At 57.5% G+C, this 24,366-nt stretch carries 20 protein-coding genes; 10 read left to right on the top strand and 10 right to left on the bottom strand.

The genetic code is table 11. The annotated features are described in order from the left end of the window. Positions 1–20: 20 nt before the first annotated feature. From P4L78_RS22265 to P4L78_RS22255, 3 genes are all read right to left on the bottom strand, one after another. Positions 21–173, bottom strand: a complete 153-nt coding sequence (locus P4L78_RS22265) for a hypothetical protein (RefSeq protein WP_309330831.1) — start codon at positions 171–173, stop codon at positions 21–23. Positions 174–245: 72 nt separating this feature from the next. Next, a complete protein-coding gene (locus tag P4L78_RS22260) occupies positions 246–1,919 on the bottom strand; it encodes a sialidase family protein (RefSeq protein ID WP_309330829.1) in 1,674 nt (557 codons plus the stop codon). A gap of 363 nt (positions 1,920–2,282) precedes the next feature. Next, positions 2,283–3,173: a metal ABC transporter substrate-binding protein gene (locus P4L78_RS22255; protein WP_309330828.1), complete on the bottom strand. Its 891-nt coding sequence runs from the start codon at positions 3,171–3,173 to the stop codon at positions 2,283–2,285. Between the two features lie 407 nt (positions 3,174–3,580). On the opposite strand from P4L78_RS22255, the gene P4L78_RS22250 reads away from it, so the two are divergent. Together P4L78_RS22250 and P4L78_RS22245 are read left to right on the top strand one after the other, a co-directional pair. Next, positions 3,581–4,129, top strand: a complete 549-nt coding sequence (locus tag P4L78_RS22250) for a glutathione peroxidase (protein ID WP_283148071.1) — start codon at positions 3,581–3,583, stop codon at positions 4,127–4,129. Between the two features lie 189 nt (positions 4,130–4,318). Further along, the gene (locus P4L78_RS22245) at positions 4,319–5,683 is read left to right on the top strand and encodes a DUF6445 family protein (protein ID WP_309330826.1); all 1,365 of its coding nucleotides are present in this window, start codon (positions 4,319–4,321) and stop codon (positions 5,681–5,683) included. Here P4L78_RS22245 and P4L78_RS22240 read toward each other — a convergent pair. The 3 genes from P4L78_RS22240 to P4L78_RS22230 all read right to left on the bottom strand — a co-directional run bounded on the left by P4L78_RS22240 (position 5,680) and on the right by P4L78_RS22230 (position 10,351). Continuing rightward, positions 5,680–7,122 (bottom strand): sigma-54-dependent Fis family transcriptional regulator, encoded by a 1,443-nt coding sequence (locus P4L78_RS22240; protein WP_283148073.1) that lies wholly within the window; start codon positions 7,120–7,122, stop codon positions 5,680–5,682. The genes P4L78_RS22245 and P4L78_RS22240 overlap by 4 nt on opposite strands. Before the next feature lie 100 nt (positions 7,123–7,222). Further along, on the bottom strand, positions 7,223–8,512 hold the full coding sequence (locus P4L78_RS22235) for an HdeD family acid-resistance protein (RefSeq protein ID WP_283148074.1): 1,290 nt from the start codon (positions 8,510–8,512) through the stop codon (positions 7,223–7,225). Positions 8,513–8,740: 228 nt separating this feature from the next. Next, positions 8,741–10,351, bottom strand: a complete 1,611-nt coding sequence (locus P4L78_RS22230) for an alpha-amylase family glycosyl hydrolase (protein ID WP_309330824.1) — start codon at positions 10,349–10,351, stop codon at positions 8,741–8,743. Positions 10,352–10,588: 237 nt separating this feature from the next. Here P4L78_RS22230 and P4L78_RS22225 point away from each other — a divergent pair, with 237 nt between their 5' ends. The 3 genes from P4L78_RS22225 to P4L78_RS22215 all read left to right on the top strand — a co-directional run bounded on the left by P4L78_RS22225 (position 10,589) and on the right by P4L78_RS22215 (position 13,722). Continuing rightward, positions 10,589–11,260, top strand: a complete 672-nt coding sequence (locus tag P4L78_RS22225; RefSeq protein ID WP_283148076.1) for a glutathione S-transferase — start codon at positions 10,589–10,591, stop codon at positions 11,258–11,260. A gap of 171 nt (positions 11,261–11,431) precedes the next feature. Continuing rightward, positions 11,432–12,457, top strand: a complete 1,026-nt coding sequence (locus tag P4L78_RS22220; protein WP_309330821.1) for a tetratricopeptide repeat protein — start codon at positions 11,432–11,434, stop codon at positions 12,455–12,457. 107 nt (positions 12,458–12,564) lie between these two features. Further along, complete coding sequence (locus P4L78_RS22215; protein WP_309330819.1) at positions 12,565–13,722, top strand: iron-containing alcohol dehydrogenase; 1,158 nt, start codon at positions 12,565–12,567, stop codon at positions 13,720–13,722. 22 nt (positions 13,723–13,744) lie between these two features. Here the strand turns inward: P4L78_RS22215 and P4L78_RS22210 are convergent, their stop codons facing one another. Then, entirely contained in the window at positions 13,745–14,017 is a 273-nt protein-coding gene (locus tag P4L78_RS22210; protein WP_283148079.1) for a GNAT family N-acetyltransferase, read from the bottom strand. 44 nt (positions 14,018–14,061) lie between these two features. Then, positions 14,062–14,292, bottom strand: coding sequence for a (4Fe-4S)-binding protein (locus P4L78_RS22205; protein WP_283148080.1), 231 nt, complete (start codon positions 14,290–14,292; stop codon positions 14,062–14,064). Positions 14,293–14,551: 259 nt separating this feature from the next. On the opposite strand from P4L78_RS22205, the gene P4L78_RS22200 reads away from it, so the two are divergent. The 5 genes from P4L78_RS22200 to P4L78_RS22180 all read left to right on the top strand — a co-directional run bounded on the left by P4L78_RS22200 (position 14,552) and on the right by P4L78_RS22180 (position 22,349). Then, a complete protein-coding gene (locus P4L78_RS22200; RefSeq protein WP_309330818.1) occupies positions 14,552–15,568 on the top strand; it encodes a tetratricopeptide repeat protein in 1,017 nt (338 codons plus the stop codon). A 162-nt stretch (positions 15,569–15,730) separates the two neighbouring features. Then, entirely contained in the window at positions 15,731–19,612 is a 3,882-nt protein-coding gene (locus P4L78_RS22195; protein ID WP_309330817.1) for an FAD/FMN-binding oxidoreductase, read from the top strand. A gap of 184 nt (positions 19,613–19,796) precedes the next feature. Then, positions 19,797–20,213 carry an HIT family protein gene (locus tag P4L78_RS22190; RefSeq protein ID WP_283151446.1) on the top strand — a complete coding sequence of 139 codons (417 nt, stop codon included), beginning with the start codon at positions 19,797–19,799 and terminating at the stop codon, positions 20,211–20,213. Next, on the top strand, positions 20,210–21,832 hold the full coding sequence (locus P4L78_RS22185) for a hypothetical protein (protein WP_309330815.1): 1,623 nt from the start codon (positions 20,210–20,212) through the stop codon (positions 21,830–21,832). Before P4L78_RS22190 ends, P4L78_RS22185 begins: the two co-directional genes overlap by 4 nt. A gap of 220 nt (positions 21,833–22,052) precedes the next feature. Then, positions 22,053–22,349, top strand: a complete 297-nt coding sequence (locus P4L78_RS22180) for a hypothetical protein (RefSeq protein ID WP_283148084.1) — start codon at positions 22,053–22,055, stop codon at positions 22,347–22,349. On the opposite strand, the gene P4L78_RS22175 is transcribed toward P4L78_RS22180, so the two are convergent. Then, complete coding sequence (locus tag P4L78_RS22175) at positions 22,346–23,380, bottom strand: glycosyltransferase family 9 protein (RefSeq protein WP_309330812.1); 1,035 nt, start codon at positions 23,378–23,380, stop codon at positions 22,346–22,348. The genes P4L78_RS22180 and P4L78_RS22175 overlap by 4 nt on opposite strands. Then, entirely contained in the window at positions 23,373–24,155 is a 783-nt protein-coding gene (locus tag P4L78_RS22170) for a hypothetical protein (RefSeq protein ID WP_309330810.1), read from the bottom strand. Before P4L78_RS22170 ends, P4L78_RS22175 begins: the two co-directional genes overlap by 8 nt. Positions 24,156–24,366: the final 211 nt, after the last annotated feature.

Genomic DNA, 24,366 nt, shown 5'->3' with positions numbered 1-24,366 from the left:
GCTTTCAAAATGGTGGCCAGCTACTGGCGATCAATGTGTTTCTTGCTGTTCCGGTAGCGCCGCCATTGCCAGATGATCACCACTCCGGCGATCGGAATCAGGAACAGCAAAAACTCGAATGACCCGTCACCGCCGTCGGGAGAGAAGCCGAATATTTTTTCGATAAAGTCCATTGTTGCTCCTCATCGCCCGAGGCAGCCGTAGCGGCCCACCCGGCTTTGCCGCGAAACAGGTTGGCACCCATGTTATTCGAGCTCATTGGACTGGCCCGTCGCACCGGCGAGACCCGAATGGCTTTGGCTGATTTTTCTGGCGAGCACTTCTGCACTGGTCTGCAACGCGATCTGGGTCCACTGCCGCGCTTGTTCGGCGTTGACGCCAGCCACGGTATCCAGGGTAGCCAGTGCCTCCAGCACCTGGATCACCGGGGAACGGGGCGGGATACGGATGATCTTGCCGCCCACGATGATGAGCCCACCGCCGTCTTCAACCACACCCGCCAGAATTTGCGCGACCAGATCCGGCAAGCGTGGGCAAACAATTTCTTTGGTTTGAACCAGATTGAAAAACAGCTCCTGCACGCCGGTACGCGTGTCGGTCCAGAGCACGGCAAAATCTTCGACGCCTGCGGCCAGACCGAAGTACTCGCCAATGAAGGTGACATTGGGGTCGCCGTGCACTGCGGGTGCATCAACGGCTGGGTCCCAGGAGCGGTCGGTTACGTCGACAAACCAGGAAAAATCGCTGGCGTTGTTCCATGATCCGGCCAGTTGCACTTTGATCAGGTGCTTCCCGAACTCCTCGCCAAATACGTAGAACGCGCAGCCCACCACGCCCGTTCGCGTGCAGGCAATTTGGGGGTGAAAACAGTGGCTGCTTCCATAACTGACGTTAGGCAGTAAGGGCTGACCGGAAGGGTCTCCCTCCCACGTCACCCCGTTGTTGAGCGAGCGCCGGTAATAGATGCGGCTGTAGCCCTCGCGCATGTCAGCCCACGCCACCACCAGCACGCCTTGCGTGGTCACGCAGTCGGTTACCAGGGTAATGACGCGGAATTTGCCGAATTCGAAGTGGGGCCAGTCATCAGTAATCGGCAAATTGCCGCGCAGGCTTTTGATCCCGGAAACAACGGTAGTCGCCGCTTCGAAGGTTTCTCCGCCATCAAGGGAGCGGATATGCTGGATTTCATCCGAGCCATCGTTATGCCAAAGAATATGCAGCGTGCCGTCGGGCGCTACGGTTAATTCGGGCGAAAAGGAGAACGAAACCAGGGCACTGCCCGGTGCGTCAGAGCCTCTGCCTTTCCAGCTTTGCCCGCCATCCGTTGAGCGGGCAAAGCGTAGCGGCGATGAAGCGCCCCAGGCGACGTAAACGTTCCCGCGGTGAGGGCTGCCTGGCTGGTTGTCGCAAACCACCCATTGCTTGTCATCCGAAGTGTCGCTGGTTAGCTGTATGGGTTCTTGCCAGGTGACTCCGCCATCCTGCGAGCGGTAAACCACCATGCCCAGACCGGTCAGGTCGCCTGCTCCGGTCGTTCCGGTATTGAAGTGATCGGGTTCTCCCACCAGGAACGCATTGCCGGAACCGTCAAACGTGACGGTAGGGTCGGTCATTACATCCCAGCCGGGTTTAAGCGGAAGTTGGGATTCGGCCCAGGTCTCACCGCTATCAAAGCTGTAAATGACGCCGAGACGAAAGCGGTAAGTGGCGGGGTCGATAAATTTTTTCGAGGCGCCGACCAGATTGGCCGGGTTTTTCGGATTGATGGCAATGCACGATTCACTGCGTTGATTCTGCGGGCTGCTGCTGGTGGCTTGCTGGTTTGCGCCAGGATACAAACCTGCGACCACGCTACAGATGCTGAACTGATGCAGCAGCGGGACGAAATCGCGAACACCATCAAAGACATGGGTAGTCATGCTCTGGCTTCCTTGCGAGGCGTGGGCAGGGTGGTGAGTCCTGACCCGCAATCTGTGGCAAGTGGTTGCCTGTTCGCTCATGAAACGCAACGGTGATCGTGTTTGAGGAGGTCTCAGGCCTGATTACAGATACGCACCGGATGGATGTCTGCCTAGCATAGGCTTCATGCGCCGACGGAATGCCGTTGGCGTACCGAGTGGGCGATAGGTGGCTTCGTTTGCAGTCAGCAAAAAACAACTGAAATGTCAGTGTTTGCTGTGCCTTTTACACAGCTTGGTCAGTGGTCATGGCGCAATCCTGTTTTCGCCGGTCAGGTCAGCGTGCGGACAACGCTGCCAGACCGGTCGATCCTGCATAAAGGGTTACTTCGTCGATTTGGTCATGCCTGCATACAGCGTATCCACGTTGTAGCGGAACATGGCCTCATACGTTGCTGCGGGGCCGGTTTTGGGCGACAACGCCTCTACATACAACTCGCCACCAGGTTGCGCACCTGTGGATGACGCAATCTGCCGCACCAGCCGCGGATCATTGGAGTTCTCAAAGAAATACGCCGCCACGTTCTCGCGTTTGATCTGGGTAATCAGCCGGGCGACATCGGCTGCGGCGGGCTCGGCCTCGGTTGATATCCCCACAGGCGACAAAAACGTGACGGCGTATGCCGCACCAAAATAACCAAAGGCATCATGGCCGGTCAGCACTTTGCGCCGGGCTTTGGGAATGCTGGCAAATTTTGCCTTGGCGTATTGATCCAGCGCTTGCAGTTTGCCGATGTAGGCCTCGCCATTTCTGGCAAATTCGGCGGCGTCTTGCGGGTCGGTGGCGGACAGCGTTTTAATCACATTGCGGGTGTAGATCACGCCATTGCTGATGTCGTTCCAGGCGTGCGGGTCAGTGATCACTTTGCCATCGTCTTCCATCTTGCGCGTATGAATACCCGTGCTCGCCACAGTAATACTGCCTTTGTAGCCAGACACCTTGATGAGCCGGGTCATCCAGCCTTCCAGACCCAAGCCGCTCACAAATACGGCATCGGCATTTTTCAGCGCGGTAGCATCTTGCGGCGTGGGCTCATACACATGCGGGTCACCATTCGGGCCGACCAGACTGGTGACATGCACATGATCGCCGCCGACGTTCTGCACGATATCTGCCAGTACGGTAAAGCTGGCCACCACATTCAGTTCTTTGGCTGCAGCGACTTGGGCCACGGTGGCTAGCGCCAGACCGGCTAGCCAGACTTGCTTGTTCATTGCAAAACTCCTTCCTGCCAATGGGAGGCACGCGCCGGGCGTCGTGCCGGGAAACGGTGAGGTGCGGGCTCGCAGTCTTGTGCTGCGTTTTTTTGGGGATATTTCGACAAAATGCAACATTATTGCATTTCGTCGAAAGCGTAGAATAAGCCAAAATGCAACAATGTTGCAATTTGTGTATTGAAAATGAGCCGGGCGAGGATCACGCAGTGGTGTGCGGACTGTTTTTGCCTCGGCATTGCATACGGCAGCGGAAGATCAAACAGCTGATCGCACTGGCACTGGCACTGCCATGACAAATGGGTTCAAATAACGCCAGGACGGGTCACGACAATAGACCGCTCACGGTTATCGACATTCCGGTTTCATCACGTTCCAACCATCTCACTGACTACTTGGGATTCACCATGACGCAAGCTGTGCAAAACATTCCTCTGCAAAAAATCGACGGTTCCGCTGCCACCCTGAATGACTACGCAGGCAAGGTATTGCTGGTGGTGAATGTGGCCTCCAAGTGCGGTTTGACCGCGCAATATCAAGGTCTGGAACAGTTCTATCGCAGCCATCAGGCCAAGGGTCTGGAAGTGCTGGGATTTCCGGCCAACAACTTCAAAGGTCAGGAGCCTGGCACCAATGAAGAAATCGCCAGCTTTTGTTCCACCACCTATGACGTGACCTTTCCGCTGTTTGCCAAGATTTCGGTAGTGGGCGAAGACCAGCATCCGCTGTACCAGGCATTGATTGCGGCCCAGCCGGACGCGCTGGGGGAAGGCCCGTTCCGTGAGCGTTTGTCGGGCAAGGGCATTGATATCGCGCCGCAACCGCAAGTGTTGTGGAATTTCGAGAAATTCCTGGTGAACCGTAAAGGTGAAGTAGTCGGGCGTTTCTCGCCGGATGTCACCGCAGAAGACGCGCGCCTGGTCGCCGCAGTGGAGGCTGAACTGGCCAAGGCTTGATGACGGCGGCTCAGCCGCTCGTGATCGCATCAGAAAGCATCCTGTGGGGTGCTTTTTGTTTTTCCGCGAATGCACAGTTTTGCCACCATCGGGCGAACACCTGAGTAAGCCCGTTGATGAAGCAGACTATGATGTGCGACTGCTTATGGCGGTTTCAATCAGTAGATTTTGATCGGGAAAGGAAAGGGTATGGGAGAGAAAAAACGGCGTCTGGCCGCTGGTGGCACTGGAGTGGCGGAAGCAACATCACCCACTCAAGCCGTAGATCAACTGGTTGAAACCGGTATGCGTCTGCATCGCGAAGGCCGTTTGCCGGAGGCGCTGGCGACGTATCAGCGCGCACTGGAGCGCAATCCGCAACAGGCCGATGCCATGCATTACCAGGGTTTGGCGCTGGTTGCCATTGGCCAGCCGCAGATTGGCGTGAACCTGATGCAACGCTCGCTTGCCATGGCACCCGATAATCCAGGTTTTCATTACAACCTGGGACTGCATCTGCGTCGGGTTGATCCTGCTGCTGCGCTCAAGCATATGGCTCGCGCCAACGCGCTGGTGCCGGACGATCTGGAATACACGCTTGAATATGCTCGCTTGTTGTCGCATCAGGGCGATGATCGCACCGCGCTGGATGTACTGGCTGCCGGCAAACCCCATCATCCGGAAAGCGGAGCATTGGCGGAACGCCTGGTACAACTGGCTTATGCGCAAGACAGTCTCGAACTGGCCCGCAGTACCGCGCAGGAAATCTCCGCCCAACATCCTCAGTTTGAAGCGCGCTTTCGCGTCGGTTTCGCCTTGCCGCGCAAAGATCAGCCAGAACACGAAACCATCATGACGGATTCGCAGTGGCAGAACGTCACCCTGCAAGGCGCAGCGCTGGCTGATTTTATTGCCGAGCGCGATTTGCACGTGATTGATGATTTTCTGCCCGATGCAGCGGCCTGGCGTGAGCACGCGCTCAAGCAGGCGTTTCAGGCCAATCTGTATGAAGGTCAGAATTTCCCGGGCGTGCAAACGGATGGCCAGCCTTGTCAGGAAGTCATGGAGCGTATCGCCACCGTGCTGCAGCGCCCGGTGAAGTGGTCCTCGCCTGATAACGGCGCCTTCCGGGTGAGCGTGGCCAGTGCGCAGGCTCGCACGGACATCCATATCGACAACGAATCGCAGGGGCAGACGCACACTTATGCTGCCGTTCTGTATCTGAACCCGCCGGAGCAATGTCAGGGCGGCACCACGTTCTGGCAGCATCGCGCCACCGGTTGGGATCGGCGCCCGCCCGAGGCCGAGGTCAAAGCCGCCGGTTATGCGAGCTTTGCCGCTTTCCAGGAAAGCTGGAGCACTGGTGAAACGGTGCGCGCGTTTGACGAGCTGCAAGCCGAACGCGAAACCTGGCTGGCGCAAGCCGAAATCCCCATGCGCAGTAACCGGCTGGTGATTTATCGCGGCAATTACTATCACTCCATCAGCAACGTGTTTGGCAGCACTTTGCAAAATGGCCGACTGGCACAGCTGTTCTTTTTTGAGACGGTGGCCGACGCCAGCTCCGTGGTTTAACGCTCGATGCCGAGTGCAGCCATTTTCTTGTAGAGGGTAGCGCGGCCCAGCCCGAGGCGCCGCGCTGCCAGCACTGCCCGCCCGCCGCAGGCTTGCAGCGCTTCTTCAATCAGCCGTTTTTCAAAGGTGGCCATCGCTTGTTGATGGCTGGGTGCGTTGTCGACATGGCCACGTAATGCGCCCGCATCGACCAAGGCCGCCAGATCATCCACCCGCAATTCGGCGCGGTCGGACAGCATGATGGCGCGTTCCAGCACATTGCGCAGTTCACGCACATTGCCGGGCCAGTGGTAGTGGCGCAAAAATTCAATGGCTGCCGGGGCGATATGCCGCACGCCGCAAGTCATGGCCAGATCATTCAGCAAGGCATGGCACAGCGCGGGCAGGTCTTCCTGGCGTGAGCGCAACGGCGGCACCTCAATGGCCAGTACGTTGAGCCGGTAAAACAGATCCGCGCGGAACTCACCGGTTTCCACTCGCTGCGCCAGCCGGGCCGACGTAGCAGCGATAATGCGCACATCGGCGCGGATTACCTTGTTGGCGCCTAGCGGCTCAAACTCTTTGTCCTGCAGCACGCGCAACAACTTGCTTTGCAGGCTCAGTGGCAAGTCACCCATCTCATCCATAAACAACGTGCCGCCATCGGCCAGCTGGAATTTGCCGATGCGCCCTTTGCGATCCAGCCCGGTATAAGCGCCGGGCGCCGCACCAAACAGTTCGGCTTCCAGTAACGTTTCTGGAATGGCGGCCATATTGATGCTGACCAGCGGTTTATGTGCACGCGGCGAGGCGGCGTGAATGGCGTGCGCCAGGACTTCTTTACCGGTGCCGGTTTCACCCAGCAGCAGCACGGGTGAATCCATTTGCGCCGCACGCTGGGCGCGCCGTTTGACTTCGGTGGCGGCTTCGCCATCGCCAATAAAGTTGTCGAAGGAATATTTGGCCTTGCGCGCTTGCGCCAAAGATTCGCGGGCGTTGGCCAGTTCTTCTTGCAGCCGGGTGAATTTGGCAACGATGGGCGAGAGCGACTGCAACTGGTCGAACAAGGCAAAACCAATGGCGCCCACGACCTGGCCGGTTTTGTCCTTGAGCGGCAAGCGCGTGACGACCAGCGATTCATTGCCCGCTGCGGGCATGATATCCAGCAGTTGCGGCTTGCCGTTGCGCACCACCTCCCGCATCTGGCTGTGCGCAATGACTTCTTCTACCGGCTTGCCAATGGCCCCGGCCGGATCATCAAAGCCAAAGCGGGCGGCATAGCGCGCGTTGATCCAGACAATGCGCGCATCGTGATCGACAATCACCGTGCCTTCGCAAAAGTCTTCCATGGTGTCGAACATGCTCTGGATTGCCCACTGGCGCACCGAGTCATAATCGGTCAACAGCACATTCAGGGGGAGGTCAGGCGGACTCAGACTGGCAGGGGCGGCTGGGTTCATGGCAGTGGCTCAAGCACTTGAAGAGTGCGGCTAGCCTACTACGCCGCTGGCCGGGCGGGAATGCGGGTTCTGCCCCGGCATGCAAACCGCTAACGAACGGCTAATCAAACAGCCGATGCAGCGTACGCACCAGCCAGCGTTCGCGCTGGAACTCACTCACCCGGCGCAACAGTCGGGCGTAGTCCAGCATCAAGCCAGGGGTCCAGGTCATGGTGTTGGCGCGAGTGCGCAACAACGACAGCAACCAGATATTGGGATCAGTAAACAGGATGAAAAAACGGTACCAGGGCCGTGTGTGGCCGACCACGCCTTCCAGTGCCACGTCCAGGGCCAGCGCAACGGTGGTGGAGCAATTACGGCTGGTGAGATTGTATTTGGTGTCTTTGCGATAGATTTCCCAAAACGCCCGTAATGCCGGTTCGTTGTAATTGCGAAACCAGATTTGCCGGTTGGGCTCGCACCAGGCGGCAACTTCCGTCTCGTACGATTCCAGAAAACGCCCGCGCGTGTCGTTTTCGACCCGAGAGTTCAGCATGTCGCGAAACTGCTGGGAAGAGGCATCCAGTTCATCCGCCGGATACAGGCTGATATACAGATCGGGCGGCAATTCCAGCGAAGAGTGGCCGGTGGATACTTTGCCGCTGGTATCCACAGCGGCGATGTAACGATCCACAATCGCCCGCCGCTGCGGATTGGGAATCGACCCCACCGGCGTCCAGATATGCACCATCAGGGGAAAAAAAGGCCGTTCGGCCCGGGTCGCAAAAATGGGGAGCTTTTCGTACCAGTACCAGTTGCGCTTGCGAAAATAAGGCATCGACAACACTGAGACATTGGGCGGCAAGCGGCGAAACTGAAACCCCAAATGACACAGCATGTAGCCGGAGGAAATCATGACAATGCCAAAACATACCGAAAAGGTATGCAAATGGCTTATAGGCCAGTGCGTCATGACCTGGGCGGCAATGATGACTTCAAGCAATCCGGTTAGCAAACTGCGACGCCAGTAACGAAAGCGGATGACGTGCGCCGACGCCATGCGCAAGGTGCCATCGATCAAAAAGCCGATACCAAAAACCAGCGTGCTGCCCAGGCTGTCATCAAACGGCGCCCGAATCAACAGGCAGCCCAACAGGATCAAGCCGCATTCACGCAGCAGTAAAACCCATTGGTGCCTGCGGCGCGCCAGGCTTAGATCGCTGAGCCCGACCACCCCTTCAATAATGCAAATGATGCCGAATACATCGCTGACAAACATCAGCAGCCAGCTCGCCATATTCAGCACGCTGGCAATGCCCACCATGATCAGGATGATCCCCATCATCGGCAGCTTGTGCCATTCCCGGCGAAATGGCTCGGCACCAATCAAGAGAATAATGAGACGGATCATCGCGCTCCTCTTTGAGCATATATCCGTAGCACAGTATTGATTTATTCTTACGAAAGTTGCCAGTATTTCGGGACTTGCGGCAACACTTTCTGGAGAAGGTCAGGCAGGAAGAGCTGAAGATTGCAGCGCGATGACAAACCGGAGTGATTTGCCAGAGGCACCGGCCAAGCCCCATGGGGCCAGGCCAGCTTTTAAAATAGCGGATAAAACGAGAGCTGCCAGCCCGAATCAGGGCAGCGCGCGTTTGAAGATGGTGACCTGCTGGGCGGTCAGACTCAACTCGTCAGTTTGAAGCTGAATATCAGCTTTATCTGTTGTAGTGTAAAGAAACTGCCAATGCTGGTTTGCCAGTGCCGGCGGCAGCTTGAAGCTGGCCGGGCGGCGGCTGTAGTTCAGTGCCACGAGTATTTGTTCGCCCGCCGCTTCACGGGTGAATACCAGTACCGGATCATCGTCATCCGACAGCAGTTTGAGGTTGCCGGTTTGCAGCGCAGGATGGGCCTTGCGCAACGCAATCAGGGCGCGATAGGTTTCCAGCAATGAACCAGGTTGGCTTTGTTCGGCGGCGACGTTGGCTGTGGCATAGTTGGCGGCCAGTGCGCGGAACGGTTTGGCGGTGGAGAAACCGGCGTTGGCCGAGTCATCCCAACTCATTGGGCCACGCAAACGCTGATCATCCCATTGCACGGGTTCGCTGAAAGTCTGGCCGATCTCTTCGCCGTAATACAGAAATGGAATGCCCGGCAGCGTCAGCAAAGTGGCTGCGGCAATCTTGTTGCTGGCGATATCGCCACCCAATTGTTGCGCGATGCGTGCTCCGGCAAAGGTGTCATGGTTGGATAAAAACGTGCCCATGCGCGCTACGGGCTTTTGTTTGAGATAGCCGGTGAGCGTGTCCATGGTGCGGCCCATCTGCACGCTTTTGAGAATGGCCGTTTGCAGACCGAAAGCGAAGGCGCTGCCCGCTGAATCGCTGGCGGAAAACTCGGTAGGCGCACTGGGCACTTCTGCCACCATGTAGCGCTTGCCGTATTCGTTCAGCAAGTCGTGAACACGCCGCATGATCTGGTGGTTTTCCGGCTGGTTTTCCCACAGATTGGGGCCGTTTTCCACCAGCGCGCCTACCGCATCAAAGCGGAAACCATCGACGCCGCGATTAAGCCAGAAGCGCAGGTTATCGAGATGGAACTCCAGCACCTGGGGGTTGCGGAAATTGAAATCGGGCATGGTGCTGGCAAACGCGCCGTAGTAATAACCGCCCGCTTTGCCCGCATACCAAGGGTCGCCGCCGTAGGTTTGCCAGCCTTTGGGTTTGTCGTTCTGCCAGACATACCAGTTACGCCACGGCGAATTGCGCGCGCTGTTGGCGGCGGCGAACAGCGGGTGAGTATCGGCGCTGTGGTTCATGACGTAATCCAGAATCACGCCGATGCCGCGTTTGTGCGCTTCGGCCACCAGCCGGTCAAAATCAGCAAGTGTGCCGTAGTCCGGCTCGATATCCCGGTAGTCGGTAATGGCATAGCCGTGATCGTGATCGGCGCTGCGATACACCGGCAGCAGCCAGATGCCGGTGATGCCCAGTGCTTTCAGATAATCCAGCCGGCGAGTCACGCCATTCAGATCGCCAATACCGTCACCGTTGCTGTCCTGGTACGAGCGCACCAGAATTTCCATGAATACGCCGCGCTGCTGCCAGTCTTGCGGCAAGCCACTGTCGTGCGCTTGGGGCGCGACCGGGCTGATATCGGCCGGGGCGGTCAGCTCTGCTGCCTGCAAAGGCTGGCCCAGTAGCAGGGCGGTGAGACTGGCCAGGCTAAAAAGCGAACGGGGCAAATTCATGGTGATGGTTTCTCGTCTGGAGGCGCAGCGGCAATGCCTGCAAGCATATTTTCAAACCGGTTTGATATCCAGTAAGGCGTGAACCTTAAAGGGGCGCCTGGTCCGCGTAATGGCGGCGCAATCGCGCCAGTATCACCAGCTCAAGCTTGATCCTCGACCGGTTTGCACAAATCTGCCGCGCTGCCTTTCCGGGTTTCAGCTACATTCTTATGGCATATAAAAACCCTGGGCCGCCACATGATTACCGTTCATCACCTGAATAACTCCCGCTCCCAACGTGTGTTGTGGCTGCTGGAAGAACTGGGCGTGGAGTATGAAATCAAGTATTACCAGCGTGACAAAGCCACCATGCTGGCCCCGCCTCAGTTGCGGGCGATTCATCCATTGGGCAAGGCGCCAGTGATTACCGATGGCGATATCACGGTGGCCGAGTCCGGTGCCATTGTCGAATATCTGCTGGATCAGTATGGCGAAGGATATCTGCGCCCGGCTGCAGGCACCGCACCGCGCCGCCAGTTCACGTACTGGCTGCATTACGCCGAAGGTTCGGCTATGCCGTTGCTGGTGATGAGCCTGATATTTGGCAAGCTACCGCAACAGCCCATGCCGTTTTTTATCCGGCCGATCGTGCGCGGCATTGCCGATAAAGTACGCAAGGTGTTTCTGCGTCCCCAACTGAAAAACCACGCCGATTTCATGGAGGGAGAACTGGCCCGTTCTGGCTGGTTTGCCGGCGACGAATTTACCGCTGCCGATATCCAGATGAGTTTTGTGGTGGAGGCCGCCGCAGCGCGTGGTGTGACTGAAGATCGACCGCATCTGGCGGCTTTTTTGAAAAACATTCACGCCCGCCCGGCGTATCAGCGTGCGCTCACGCGTGGCGGCCCTTATGAATTGATGGGCTCCTGAAGCCGGGCGTGAGCAGGTGGCCAGCGGCAGGATGTGCATCATCTTCTCTACTGGCGTCACGCTTGGCGGGCACAGAATGCGAGTGTCAGTTTCTAGTCATGCTCGGCTTGAATGAGTGTGACATTAGAGATAGTCTCTCGTTTTGCTTTTTTCCCCTGACTGGTCTTTTTCATGCAATCAAGCAAGTCTGCTGAAATCGCGGCATTGATCGCACAAAGTGAGCGCCTGACTTACTCTGATGCCGACGAAGCATTGCGCCTTGCCGAAGAAGCCGCCAGGCAAGTGCCCGGTAGTACCGACTTGATGCTGGCCGTGCGCGCGTTGCAGCGTTGCGCCACCATGCAGCTGATTTTTGGCCAGATGCATGAGGGTCAGCGCTCCTTGCTCAAAGCCCTGACCATAGCCGAGAAAGAAGACTTCGAGGCCGTGCGCGGCGAAATCATGCAGGACATGGCCGCCGTGTATTACACCATCGGTGAATACGACGACGCCATTGACTACTGGGCGGATTGCCTTGATCCAGCCAATGCGCTGTTCACCGTCGAAACCCGCGTGCATTCGCATATCGGTCTGGGCCAGATCTACTTTGCTCACGAAAACTACGAGATGGCGCTGTCGCATCACCGCCGTGCCCAGCGCATGGCCGGGACTGCGCTGGCCGCCACTTTGCGTTGCCGGGTGCTGATCAACGTCGCCACCGATTGCCTGCGTTTGTCTTTGCTGGATGAGGCAGAAAAGGCGCTGATTGAAGGGCTGGTGCTGGCTGAGCAAACCGGCCAGAACGAATATCAGGAAGAAATCTCGGTATATCAGTCCACCGTGGCGATGGATCGGGGTGACCTGGCTACGGCGGCCAATTGGCTGGACCGCGCCGAGAAAATAGAACATGTCTGTCTGTGGGGGCAGAATCTGCGCTTGCTGGCGCGCGGGCGCTTGCACATCATGAACAGCGAGTACGACGCTGCGCTCAATATCCTGCACCACGCGCTGGAACTGTCCGCTGAAATGGGCATCTCGCACAAAGCTTTTCAAGCGCATCACTTGCTGGCGCAGACCTACACGCATATGGGGCGTCCGGTGGACGCCGAGCAGCATCATCGCCGCTATCTGGAAGTATTTACCCGGATCGTCCGGCCCGGCACCTATAGCCGCCTGCAACAACTGGAAACCCGTTTCCAGGACCTGCTGACCGACTGATCCGGTCTGCTCACCCTGGCTGCACTTGCCTTTGTGCCAATGTAACTTCGATTGGTCACGTTTTTCGTCCACAATGGCGGGGCTCAGTTCCTGGGGAGTAACGCACGATGAAGTCCTTCACTTTTTACAATCCCACCCGCCTGCATTTTGGTAATGGCCAGATCGCCCGACTGGCCGACGAAATCGCCCCCGGCAGCCGTGTGTTGCTGGTTTATGGTGGCGGCAGCGTCAAAAAAAATGATGTATACGCACAGATCATGGCGGCGCTGGCCGGGTCTGAAGTCACGGAATTTGGCGGCATTGAGCCGAATCCGGAGTTCGATACGCTGATGAAAGCGGTGGCTTTGGGGCGCGAGCAACGGCCAGACTGGATTATTGCTGCGGGTGGCGGCTCGGTATCAGATGGTGCCAAGTTCATTGCCGCTGCGATTGATCTGGACCCGGCACTGGATCCATGGTTGATCGTGGGTAATCGCATCAAGCTGGAATCCGCAGTGCCGCTGGGTGTGGTGCTGACGCTGCCTGCGACCGGCTCCGAGAGCAACCTTGCTTCGGTCATTACCCGTTCCAGCACGCATGACAAAATCTCTTTCAAGAATCCACTGGTGTTCCCGCGCTTTGCAGTGCTTGACCCAGCGGTCATGGCCACCTTGCCGCCACGGCAGGTGGGCAATGGTGTGGTCGATGCCTTTGTGCACACCACCGAGCAATATCTGACATTCCCTGCGCAGGCGCACATTCAGGATCGATTGGCAGAAGGCATTCTGGCGACGCTGGCAGAAGTCGGCCCCAATCTGCTGACCGCGCAAGACGACGAAGCGCGTGCCAACGTCATGTGGGCGGCCAATCAAGCCTTGTTTGGTCTGGTGGGGGTCGGGCAGCCGCAGGATTGGGCTACGCACGCCATCGGCCACGAACTGACCGCGCTATACGGGCTGGATCATGCGCAAACGCTGGCGGTGACCTTGCCTTCACTACTGCGTTATTGCATTGCGGAGAAAGAAGCCAAGCTGGTGCAATATGCCAACCGGGTATGGGGTATTCCCGGCAGCGGCCCGGGCGTTGCCGCCGCAGCGATTGAAGCCACAGCCGATTTCTTTGAGCGGATGGGCGTACCAGTGCATCTGGGCGCTTATGGGATAGACCCGGACCAAGCCGCAACCCGCGTACAAGAGCAACTCATCCGTCATGGTCGTGCAGATCTGGGCGAACACGGACGACTCTCTCCGGCCGATTGTGCGGCCATTGTGCGGGCGGCAGGTTAGCTGTTGCAGCTCCTGGTTGGCGTCAGGCGCGGATATCCTGATAAGCGGGTGTGGTGTCGAATTCATGCTTGGCAAAGGGGCATAGCGGGATAATCTTGCGGCCCTCTTTGCGCATCTTTTCCACCACGCGGGCGACCAGTTGCTTGCCCACGCCTTGACCCTTCAGGCTCTCGTCTACCCAGGTGTGGTCGATTATGCTCAGCTTGTCGCCGGTGGGTACAAACACGATTTCGGCCACCAGATTGTCCTCCGCATCGTTCAGATAGAACCGGTTTTCGCCTTCCAGAATGTTCATGCCATGCTTCCCGTGTGTGGAGTTGCGTGCTATTTGGCCCGCAATTACTTGGTGCGATATACCAGTGCGCCGCTGGGGCATTGATCGATTACCTGCATGACGGTGGCAACATCAGCGTTATCTGGCACGATCCAGGGCTTGCGCTCGAGCTTGAATATCCGGCTGTCGCCGCGAACGCATTTTCCGGCATGTTGACAGATCTTCTGGTTGAAATAGATGTCCACATCGTTTCCATGATAAAGCCGGTAACCCGCATCGATCAGTGCTTGTTCCATCGCCTGGTTCCTGTTCCGGAGGTAGTCGTCACGTGAGACGCCAACGCGGCAAAAAGCGCGGCGGCCAATATGCCAACAGATATACGGGGACGTCTGCAGCTTCTGGCAGGTGGTTTGAACGCCTTGGCTGCCAGGGTGTCATCTATGATGAACATCTACAAACAGTAGTCCAGTCTGGCGCGGTTGGCATGCAAGACTGCTGCAACATGACAGTGCGAGGGTGTGCCTGTAGAAGCGCCCATTCCGGAGGATGTTGATTATGGCGACACAAGACATCGATGCCTTGCTTGATCGCGCACGGCGGCTGGTTTCGTCGCACAGTGGCGAGGCACTGGCACTGGCCGGACAAGCACGTGAGCTGGCCGTGGCCGAAGGCCTGCAAGATTTGCAGGCCGCGGCGCTGGTGGTGGAAGCCCACGCCATGACCATGTTCGGCCAGCAGGCAGAGGCACTGGACGCTTTGCTGGTGGCGCTTGATCTGGGCGATCACCATGGCATGGGGCTGGCCCGTGGTGATGCGTTGCAGATGCTGGCCAGGGTCTATTACACCCGCGGCGAGTATGAACGCGCCAGCGACTGCTGGTGCGCCTGCGTCGAACTGGAAGACGCAGATATTGCGCCAACCGTGCGCATTCGTGCCCACGTCGGCCTTGGTCAACTGCTGTATGCCCATGAGCAATACGACAGCGCGCTGGCGCACCACCGGCGGGCGCTGGTGCTGGCCGAAGAAAGCGACGATCCGCAACTGACTAGCAGTTGCCTCATCAATATCGCTGTTGATTTGATGCGATTGGGGCTGCTCAGTGACGCCATTGCTTCGCTCAAGCAGGCGCTACCGCTGGTGCGAGCCGACAAAAACTACGAGTACGAAGCAGAAATTTACAGCGTACTGGGCCAGATTGACATGGCGCGTGGCGATATCGAGCGCGCCCGCATGAGCCTGATGGTGGCCCTCAAGATCAATCGCCTGCACGTCAATTCCTGGGGCGAAGCCAGCAATTTGCTGTGGCTGGGGCAATGCAGCCTGGCCGAGGGTTTGCTAGAAACGGCGGACGACGAATTGCGTAGCGCGCTGGCGCTGGCGCAATCCATGGGCTCGCAGCATTTGCTGGCCAATGCACACCATGCGCTGGCCACGCTGTGCCGCTCCAACGGACAGACCGAAATCGCCGACAAGCATGAATTGAGCTACCGCGAATTGCGGCGTCAATTGCTGGAACATGCCCGCTCGCCGCGTCTGGCCACCATGGAATTACGCCTCTCGCCGGTGACCTGAAAACACCCTTGGCATGCACCAGAATTGTTGCAACTGCACACTCGCCAGCCCTTATTTGATGCCATTTGGAAAAACCCCAGTAAAAATGGGACTTTAGCTCCGCGTTTTTTCGATAAAATCGACCTTTAAACGTTGATTAAAAAAACCGCGAGCGCCCCCGCCATGGCCGATACGACCGCCGCAATCCCTGCTGACCAGCAAGATCGCCTGCGTGAAATTCCTTATAACTACACTTCTTTTTCTGATCGGGAAGTTGTCATTCGCTTGTTGGGTGACGATGGCTGGCAGACTTTGCAAGAGTTGCGCCGTGAGCGCGTAACTGGCCGTTCTGCCCGGATGTTGTTTGAAGTGCTGGGCGATATCTGGGCGGTAAAACGCAATCCGTACCTGGAAGACGATCTGCTGGACAACCCCAAGCGGCTGGCCATGCTGGTCGACGCCATGAAGCATCGTTTGTCTGAAATCGAAAAGCGTCGCGATGGCAACGACAAGGTCGGCATTCTGGTGGCCCGTGCTCGTCAGGCCGTCGATGCGTTCTCTAATGGTTTCCGTGACACCGCCGCGCTGCGCAAAAAAGTACTGCGCCTGCTGGCTGGTGTAACCCGCCGCGACAATATCAATTTCGATGGTCTGGCCCGCGTTTCGCACGTGACCGATGCGACTGACTGGCGCGTTGAATACCCGTTTGTGGTGCTCAACCCCGATACCGAAGACGAAATGGCGCCCATGGTGGCGGCCTGTATCGAACTGGGTCTGACCATCATCCCGCGTGGCGGCGGTACCGGTTATACCGGCGGCGCTGTGCCGCTGACGCCCATGTCGGCCGTCATCAACACTGAAAAACTCGATCTGCACAACGGCGTGGAAATGCGCCGGATTCCGGGCGTGGATCACGAAATCGCCACCATCCAGTGCGGGGCCGGTGTCGTTACCCGCCGCGTAATGGAAGCCGCTGAAGAAAAAGGCCTGGTGTTCGCGGTTGATCCGACCTCCGCCGATGCCTCCTGTATTGGCGGCAACGTGGCCATGAACGCCGGTGGCAAGAAAGCCGTGTTGTGGGGCACCGCGCTGGACAATCTGGTGAGCTGGAAGATGGTTGATCCAGACGGCAACTGGATGTTCATCGAGCGGCTCGACCACAACCTGGGCAAGATTCATGACGCTGAATCGGCCAGCTTCAAAGTGGCGCGCTACAAGCCCGACGGCAAAACGCTGATCAACGAAGAAACGCTGGTCATTCCAGGCAACAAGTTCCGCAAAGTGGGCTTGGGCAAGGATGTGACCGACAAATTCCTGGCCGGTTTGCCGGGCATTCAGAAAGAAGGCACGGACGGCATCATCACCTCCGCACGCTTTGTACTGCATCGCTTGCCTGCGCATACCCGTACCGTGTGCCTGGAATTCTTTGGCGAAGTCAGCCGCGCTGTGCCCGCCATTGTGGAAATCAAAGACTACATTGATGGCCTGACTGGCGTGCAACTGGCCGGTCTGGAGCATCTGGACTGGCGCTACGTGCGTGCCGTGGGTTACACCACCAAGGCCAAGAGCCGTGGTCGCCCGAAAATGGTGTTGATCGCTGATATTGTGTCGGACGATGAAAACAAGCTGGGCGAAGCCGCATCGCAAGTGGTGATGATCGCCAACCGCCGCAGCGCCGAAGGCTTTATTGCCGTCACCAGCGAACAACGCAAAAAATTCTGGCTGGATCGCGCGCGTACCGCCGCCATCGCCAAACACACCAACGCGTTCAAGATCAACGAAGACGTAGTGATTCCACTGCCGCGGCTGGGTGAGTATTCCGACGCCATCGAACGCATCAACATCGAGTTGTCGATCCACAACAAGCTGGAATTGCTGGATGCGCTGACCGGTTTCTTCACCCGTGGCCGCTTGCCGATGGACATGAGCGATGCCGCTGTCAGCCACGATGAGCTGATCGCAGACCGTCGGGAATCGGCCATCAGCCTGATCGCCGCTGTGCGCACCCGCTGGCAGTGGCTGGGGGACAATCTGGACAGCGCGTTTGAGTCGTATACCGATGCATGGCCAGAAGCGCCGCTGGAACGGGTTGTGACCGCCTCTGACGCGCCACAAAGCGTTTATCACGGCATGCGTGATTACGTGCTGCGCGTGTCGTACAAGCGTGAGCTGCTGGCTTCGCTGGAAGCGTTGTTTGTGGGCCGTACCGACAAACCCATCATGGATGCCGTGCAAAAGCTGCACGAGCAAGTGCTCAAGGGCCGGACCTGGGTAGCGCTGCACATGCACGCCGGTGATGGCAACGTGCACACCAATCTGCCGGTGAACTCCGACAATTACGAGATGCTGCAGCGGGCGCACCATGCCGTCGCGCGCATCATGCAAGTGGCGCGTGATCTGAACGGCGTGATCTCGGGCGAACATGGTATCGGCATTACCAAATACGAGTTCCTGACCCACGAAGAACTGGCCCCGTTCGAGGCCTACAAGCAACGGGTTGATCCGAATGGCCGCTTCAACAAGGGCAAGCTGTTGCCCGGAGCCGATCTGACCAATGCCTATACGCCCTCGTTCAGTTTGCTGGGTGCAGAGTCGCTGATCCTGGAACAATCGGGCATCGGCAATATCTCCAATATGGTCAAAGACTGCCTGCGCTGCGGTAAGTGCAAGCCGGTGTGTTCGACGCATGTGCCACGCGCCAACCTTTTGTACAGCCCGCGCAACAAGATTCTGGCTACAGGTTTGCTGACCGAAGCATTCCTGTATGAAGAACAAACCCGCCGTGGCGTGTCGCTTAAGCACTTTGAAGAACTGGGCGACGTCGCGGACCATTGCACGGTATGTCACCGCTGCGTGAATCCGTGCCCGGTGAAGATCGACTTTGGCGATGTGTCGATTGCCATGCGCAACTTCTTGCGCGATGAAGGCCAGAAGAAATTCAACCCGATGACCGCACTGGCGATGGGCTTTTTGACCATCAAAGACCCGGCCACCATCAAGCTGATCCGCAAGGTGACGATCGAGTGGGGCGGCAAAGCGCAGCGACTGGGTTATCGCATCGGTAAATCGCTGGGGCTGATTCAGGGCGTGCTCAAGCAACCGCCATCAACTGAAGGCGGCAAGCCAGCGCTCAAGACGCAGGTGATCCACTTCATCAACAAGCCGATGCCGGGCAATCTGCCCAAGAAAACCGCACGGGCGTTGCTGGATGTGGAAGACGCCAGCGTAGTGCCGGTGATTCGTGATCCGCAATTGCAGGTTGCCGAGCAAGATCGCGAAGCGGTGTTCTACTTCCCGGGTTGCGGCTCCGAGCGTTTGTTCAGCCAGGTTGGCCTGGCAACGCAGGCCATGCTGTGGCACGTCGGCACCACCACCGTGCTGCCGCCGGGCTATCTGTGTTGCGGTTATCCGCAGACTTCAGCCGGGTTTGAGGACAAGGGGAACAAGATCACCACCGAGAACCGGGTGTTGTTCCACCGCGTGGCCAATACGCTCAATTACCTGGACATCAAAACGGTGATCGTGTCTTGCGGCACGTGCATGGATCAACTGATGAAGTATCAGTTTGAGCAAATCTTCCCGGGTTGCCGTTTGCTGGATATCCACGAATATCTGTTGGAAAAAGGCGTCAAGCTGGAAGGCGTGAGCGGAACGCGCTACATGTACCACGAGCCCTGCCATACCCCGATGAAGGTGTACAAGGGCATCGACGTGGCCAACGAACTCATGGGCAGTAAAGTTGATCTGAATGACCGGTGTTGCGGCGAGTCGGGAACCTTCGGCACCTCGCAGCCTCACATCGCGACTCAAGTACGGTTCCGCAAGCAAGAAGAAATGGAAAAAGGCGCGGGCAAGCTGCGCGCTGAATCGGGCGCCGACGCCAAGGTGAAAATCCTCACTTCTTGCCCATCGTGTCTGCAAGGTTTGCATCGTTATGACGACGATGCCGATACCGATGCTGATTATATTGTGGTGGAAATGGCGAAATACGTGCTGGGTGAGAACTGGTTGCCCGAGTATGTTGAAAAGGCCCGTACTGGCGGGATTGAACGCGTTTTGCTGTAAAGCCGGCGTGGTTCGCGGCACCTTATAGTGTTGCGCCCGAGAGACGGGGCAGGCGTGTACCGTTCCTGCCACCTTTTCGACCATCGGTCAGCTACAATGGCTTTCGGGGTGTGACAGCATTCATGCCCCGATTGTTTATGCTGAATGGTTGTTTATAATCCGGCGCAAACATAAGGAAATCGTGATGGAAGGCGGGTGTGTTCTGTGCAATGATCATGATCAAGTCGTGCTGTGGCAGGATGAGATATGTCGGGTGATTTGGGTCGATGACCCGGACTACCCGGGTTTCTGCCGCGTCATCCTTAATCGTCACGTTGCCGAAATGACCGATTTGCCGGCACAGGAAAGGGATTGGCTCATGGAGGTGGTTTTTGCCGTGGAACACGCTGTACGCGATACGCTTCATCCCGACAAAATCAATCTTGCCAGTCTTGGCAATATGGTGCCGCACGTGCATTGGCACGTTATCCCGCGCTGGAAAACCGACCGGCATTTTCCTGCCGCTGTCTGGGCCGCGCCGCAAAATGAGCATCCCCAATTGCCTATCAGTGCAGCCATGATCGAAAGCCTGAAACAACGTATTAGCCAGCTCACGCCATGACCCAGACTGATTTGCTTCCCGCCTATCACGGAACGGCTACACCGCCCTTTACCGATGCCCGATCGGCCAAGGCGTGGCTGCAATTGTTGCCGTTGATTAACGCCCCAGTGGCGCAGGCCGAACTGGTCGAGGCAATTGCTGCGCTCAACGCCAGTAATATTCCACCTTACGAATCGCTCAAAATTCTGGAGTTGTTCCGCGAAGCTGTGCATCTGGTGCACCACACGCTGGCGGATCGGTATCTGGGTCGGGCTGTGCCATTTGGCAAAGATGAACTGGCGGCATGGGAAGCAGCATTGTCGCTGTGGTCGCATATGGCCCTGGCTTATGGCCGTTGCTGGCGCGCAGCGCTGGAAGGGCAATCCGACGTACTGGAACATCTGGCCTTGCTGGCTGAACGCAGCCTGCGCTACCAGTGCTTGATGGTGCGCGAGCATTTGATGGCCTACCAAGTGGTTTCCAGCGAGTTATGGAAAACCATTTTTGCTTATTACCGCATTGCCGAAGCACGCGGCATTGCCGAGAAACCAGCCAAAGACAGCTTGCTCAAGGCCGCTGGCGTGGCGACACCGCAGAGCGTCTTCATTCATGCGTTGTTGCTGGCTGGTGCCAGTCCGTATCACTTTACTGCTCGCCAGATTCAATGGCTGGATGAGCGTCTACCTGCATTGGCGCCGCGCGCCCCGCTGGAGCGCGAAGCCCGCGCCTTGCCTGGTCGTGGCAGTTTGCAGATTGATTTTGATGATCCCGGTCCACCGCGGCGCACTGAGCCCCGGATGGATGGCCCCAATGTGCTAGAGATTGATACCTATCAGCTGGCACAGGCGTTGTCGCGGCGTATCAAGCTGCTGCGCAACGGGGAAAGCCCGGACAAGTTAGGTCTGGGGGAGCAATTCGCGGGTAGCGTGGTGGAAACCTTGCTGGTCGAGCTCTATCGCACCTGGTGCGAGCAACTGTCTGATCGTTCATTGCCGCGGCATATTTCCTCGCGGCAGATTGAAGTTGTGTTTGGCTTGCAGCGGCAACATCACGCCGCAGCGGGTGGCACGTTCCATCTAATGGAAGAACAGCAAGCGCTGGACCAGCAAGATCTGGTGCGCTTGCAGTTGTTCGGGCAGTCTGCCGCCGCCGCTAACGCGGTCGCGCCGATTGATCCGGCTAGTTATGCCGAACGTTGGCAAGTACGCAACGAGTCGGCCAACGGTATGCAATTGGCCCGGCCGTTACATGAAGGCGCACGGATTTCGCTGCAGCAATTGCTGGCGGTCAATCTGGGTGGTCGCTACTTTGTCGGGGTAATTCGCTGGTTGCAGCAGGAAGAAACCCAGGTCGTCGCCGGGATTCGCTTGATGCCAGGGGCGCCGCAAGCAGCGGCAGTGCGACCGGTCGATATGGTCAATGCCGGTCGGCGTAGCTGGACAGAATGTCTGTGGTTGCCAGCGGCTCCGAGCTTGAAAGCGCATCCAGCATTGTTGCTGCCAGTGGGCTGGTTCCGCCCAGGGCGTCTGGTGGAATGGTGGGATGGCCAAACCACGCGCAAAATTCGCCTGGAAACGGTGGTGGAGCGTGGCGTCGACTTTGAGCGTGTTCAATATGTGGTCTCTACCGCTGCACGCTGAGTCTGTTTATCCAGCGTGACTTTGCTGGGGATATACCTACGGGCGCCTGAATGGCGCCCGTTTTGTTTTGTGTTCATCTCGGTTTGATTTTCCGAACACGGGGCTGTCACTTGCTATTCACAATCCTGACGTAATTATTCCACATGCCCTTCAGACGGGCGGTGCAATAGGGCGTCGGCCAGGGTCTAAAGTAAGAGAACGACAAAATTCGGAGACACGCATGGCAACCCAATTGCTGTCGTTGGGGCTGATCGGCGTACGTTTGTACGACAGGATTCTTACTTCATCGGCTATTTATCCCGGCGAACTGGCCGACCATATCGTTGACGAAATCAACATGTATTTGCTGCGGGCTAACGAGCAGGAAAAGGTGCTGCTGTTCCACCTTGCGTGCGAGGTCCATGAGTCGCTAGATGACATCTATGCGCGGGTCGATGATCTGGAGACACGGCAAAGTATTTCGTTATTGATGGATGTGCTGATTCAGCGAGCCAGGGAACTGGCACGACATCATTAGTCAGTCCCTGGCCGGGAGGGGAAGTGACCTGGCCAATGCGCCCAGCAGTTCCCGGCCTCAATTTCATCAACTGCCGTAAGGGCATGATGCAGCCCCCGCAACTTGCCCGACATATCCAACTGTTCAGCGGTGCAGAGTGGATAATCGACAACGCGCAAAGCTGGATCAATCCCCATAAATAAAGCGTGGCACGGTGTTCCCAGCCCGGCGGCGAGATGGATGGCCGCGCTGTCGACGCTAATCATCTGCCTGGCTCCTGCAATGACCGCCAGCAGGCGTGGTAGCGAGTCAGACCAGTCGCTCAGGTCGTACCATCCGGACAGACCCAGTGCCGCAAAGCCAGCCAGCGGAGCATATCCGCGCTCGCTCAGTTCCTTGGCATATCGGCGCAGGACGTCTGCCGGCATGGTGCGCAAAGCAGAACTGGCGCGGTGGCAAAGTAGCGAATAGCCAGGCGAAAGCCACTCCGGCAGAGCGGGGCGGTCAATATCTTGCAGCCAATTGTTGCGCCGCGTTTGGTCGGAGAGCGTTGCGGGGTCAAGGCCGAGGCTTATTGCAAAGAAGGCATGCATCGATTGCGCATTAAAGGCCGGTCGATACATGAAATCTGCCAGATCGACCCATGTCGCCGCCCGGTCGTTTAGCGCTGATAGCGGTAGCGGCAGCGTTTGTGCGTTCACAAAGGCGCTGGCTAATGTGTAAATCTCGTCCACGTATCGGGGCGCATTCGGGCTGCGATGCAAGGTGATTTGCAAATGTGGATAGCTTTGCTTGAGGCCGTGCAATACGGCCAGTCCGATGACCGAGTCCCCCAAGGCAACACCCATGCCATTGAGAATGTGCAAGGACTGGGTGTTGGCATAGTCGATATGAACCGGTGCAATGTTGGCATTGTGTACTTGCAGCAAGTCAGCGAGCGGCGTGAATGCGCTGCGCGGGGAGGATAGATAGGGCAGGTCATACGGCAGCCAGACCAAGCCATCGCGATCAACGATGGCCTGGGCGCTTAATCTCTCGGGCGCATCAGCCATGTTTCTTGGAGACGGCCGGGCTGTAAGTGGTCGGCGTAATGTCCAGATACCCGACAAAGTCGCCGTTATCCCGCTGCAGCGCGATCATGCACGCGTCAAATGAGCCATGTAGAGGGAAAAAAGCCAGCTTTTGCTGTGTGGTCTGGTGGGCCTGCAGAAAGTCATCAAGCTTTTTCTGTTGTCCTTCTGGAAGCTTGGCGGGCAGGGCGAGGGCCGCTTGCACGATCTGTGGCCAATGCTGGTTGACCGGTTCCAGCCGGGTCATGAGTTCCGCCGGAAAGGCCTGATTGGTCATTTCGGCGACAAACATTGCTACACTTTCCTGGGTGTTTTGGGCAGGCCGCACTGCCATCAATGCCGGGCGTTGTGTGGCAGCATCACGCTGCTTTTCCAGCGCACCCCAGGTTTTACGATCTTTCGGGAGGTCCGCGACCCGCACTGTCTCAAAACCTCGATCAACAAAGATGGTGGCATAAGGGCGTTGGGTATAAAGCGTGATTACCCCGTAAATCAAGGCACCAATCTGTACCGCGGCAATGACGCCAACGTCCATACGCAGTTCACGCATGCTTTTGGTTTTGGAGAAAACAACCAGCGTCAGTAATGGCCCCAGTATCAGATCTACCGAAGCGGTAATCCGCAGGCCTTGCCATAGGCCATTGATCTTGTAGTACGGCCACGGGTAGCAAAAGTAGACCAAGGCACTAACGATAACCGTGAACACAACCACGCTGATGAGCAAATGAATTGCCGCTGCTTTTAAACGTCTGACCATGACTCTGGCCTCTCCTCTATAGAAATTGCGCAGCAGGAGATTACCGCAAGCGGGGCCTGGATTGAATGTATCTCAGGTGGAGTGCGTGTTAGCCGCGACATCTGGTGCCAAATCGGGCCGGATCAGGCATTTTGGCTTTTGGGTTGGTGCTAGAGAAGGCATAAAAAAACGGCGCCAGGTCGGCGCCGTTTTTCATCCTCGCGGAACCTGC

The organism is Silvimonas sp., assembly GCF_031291215.1.
GTDB lineage: Bacteria > Pseudomonadota > Gammaproteobacteria > Burkholderiales > Chitinibacteraceae > Silvimonas > Silvimonas soli.
The sequence above is the reverse complement of the archived record's forward strand: the minus strand, read 5'-3'. Positions and strand labels throughout refer to the sequence as shown.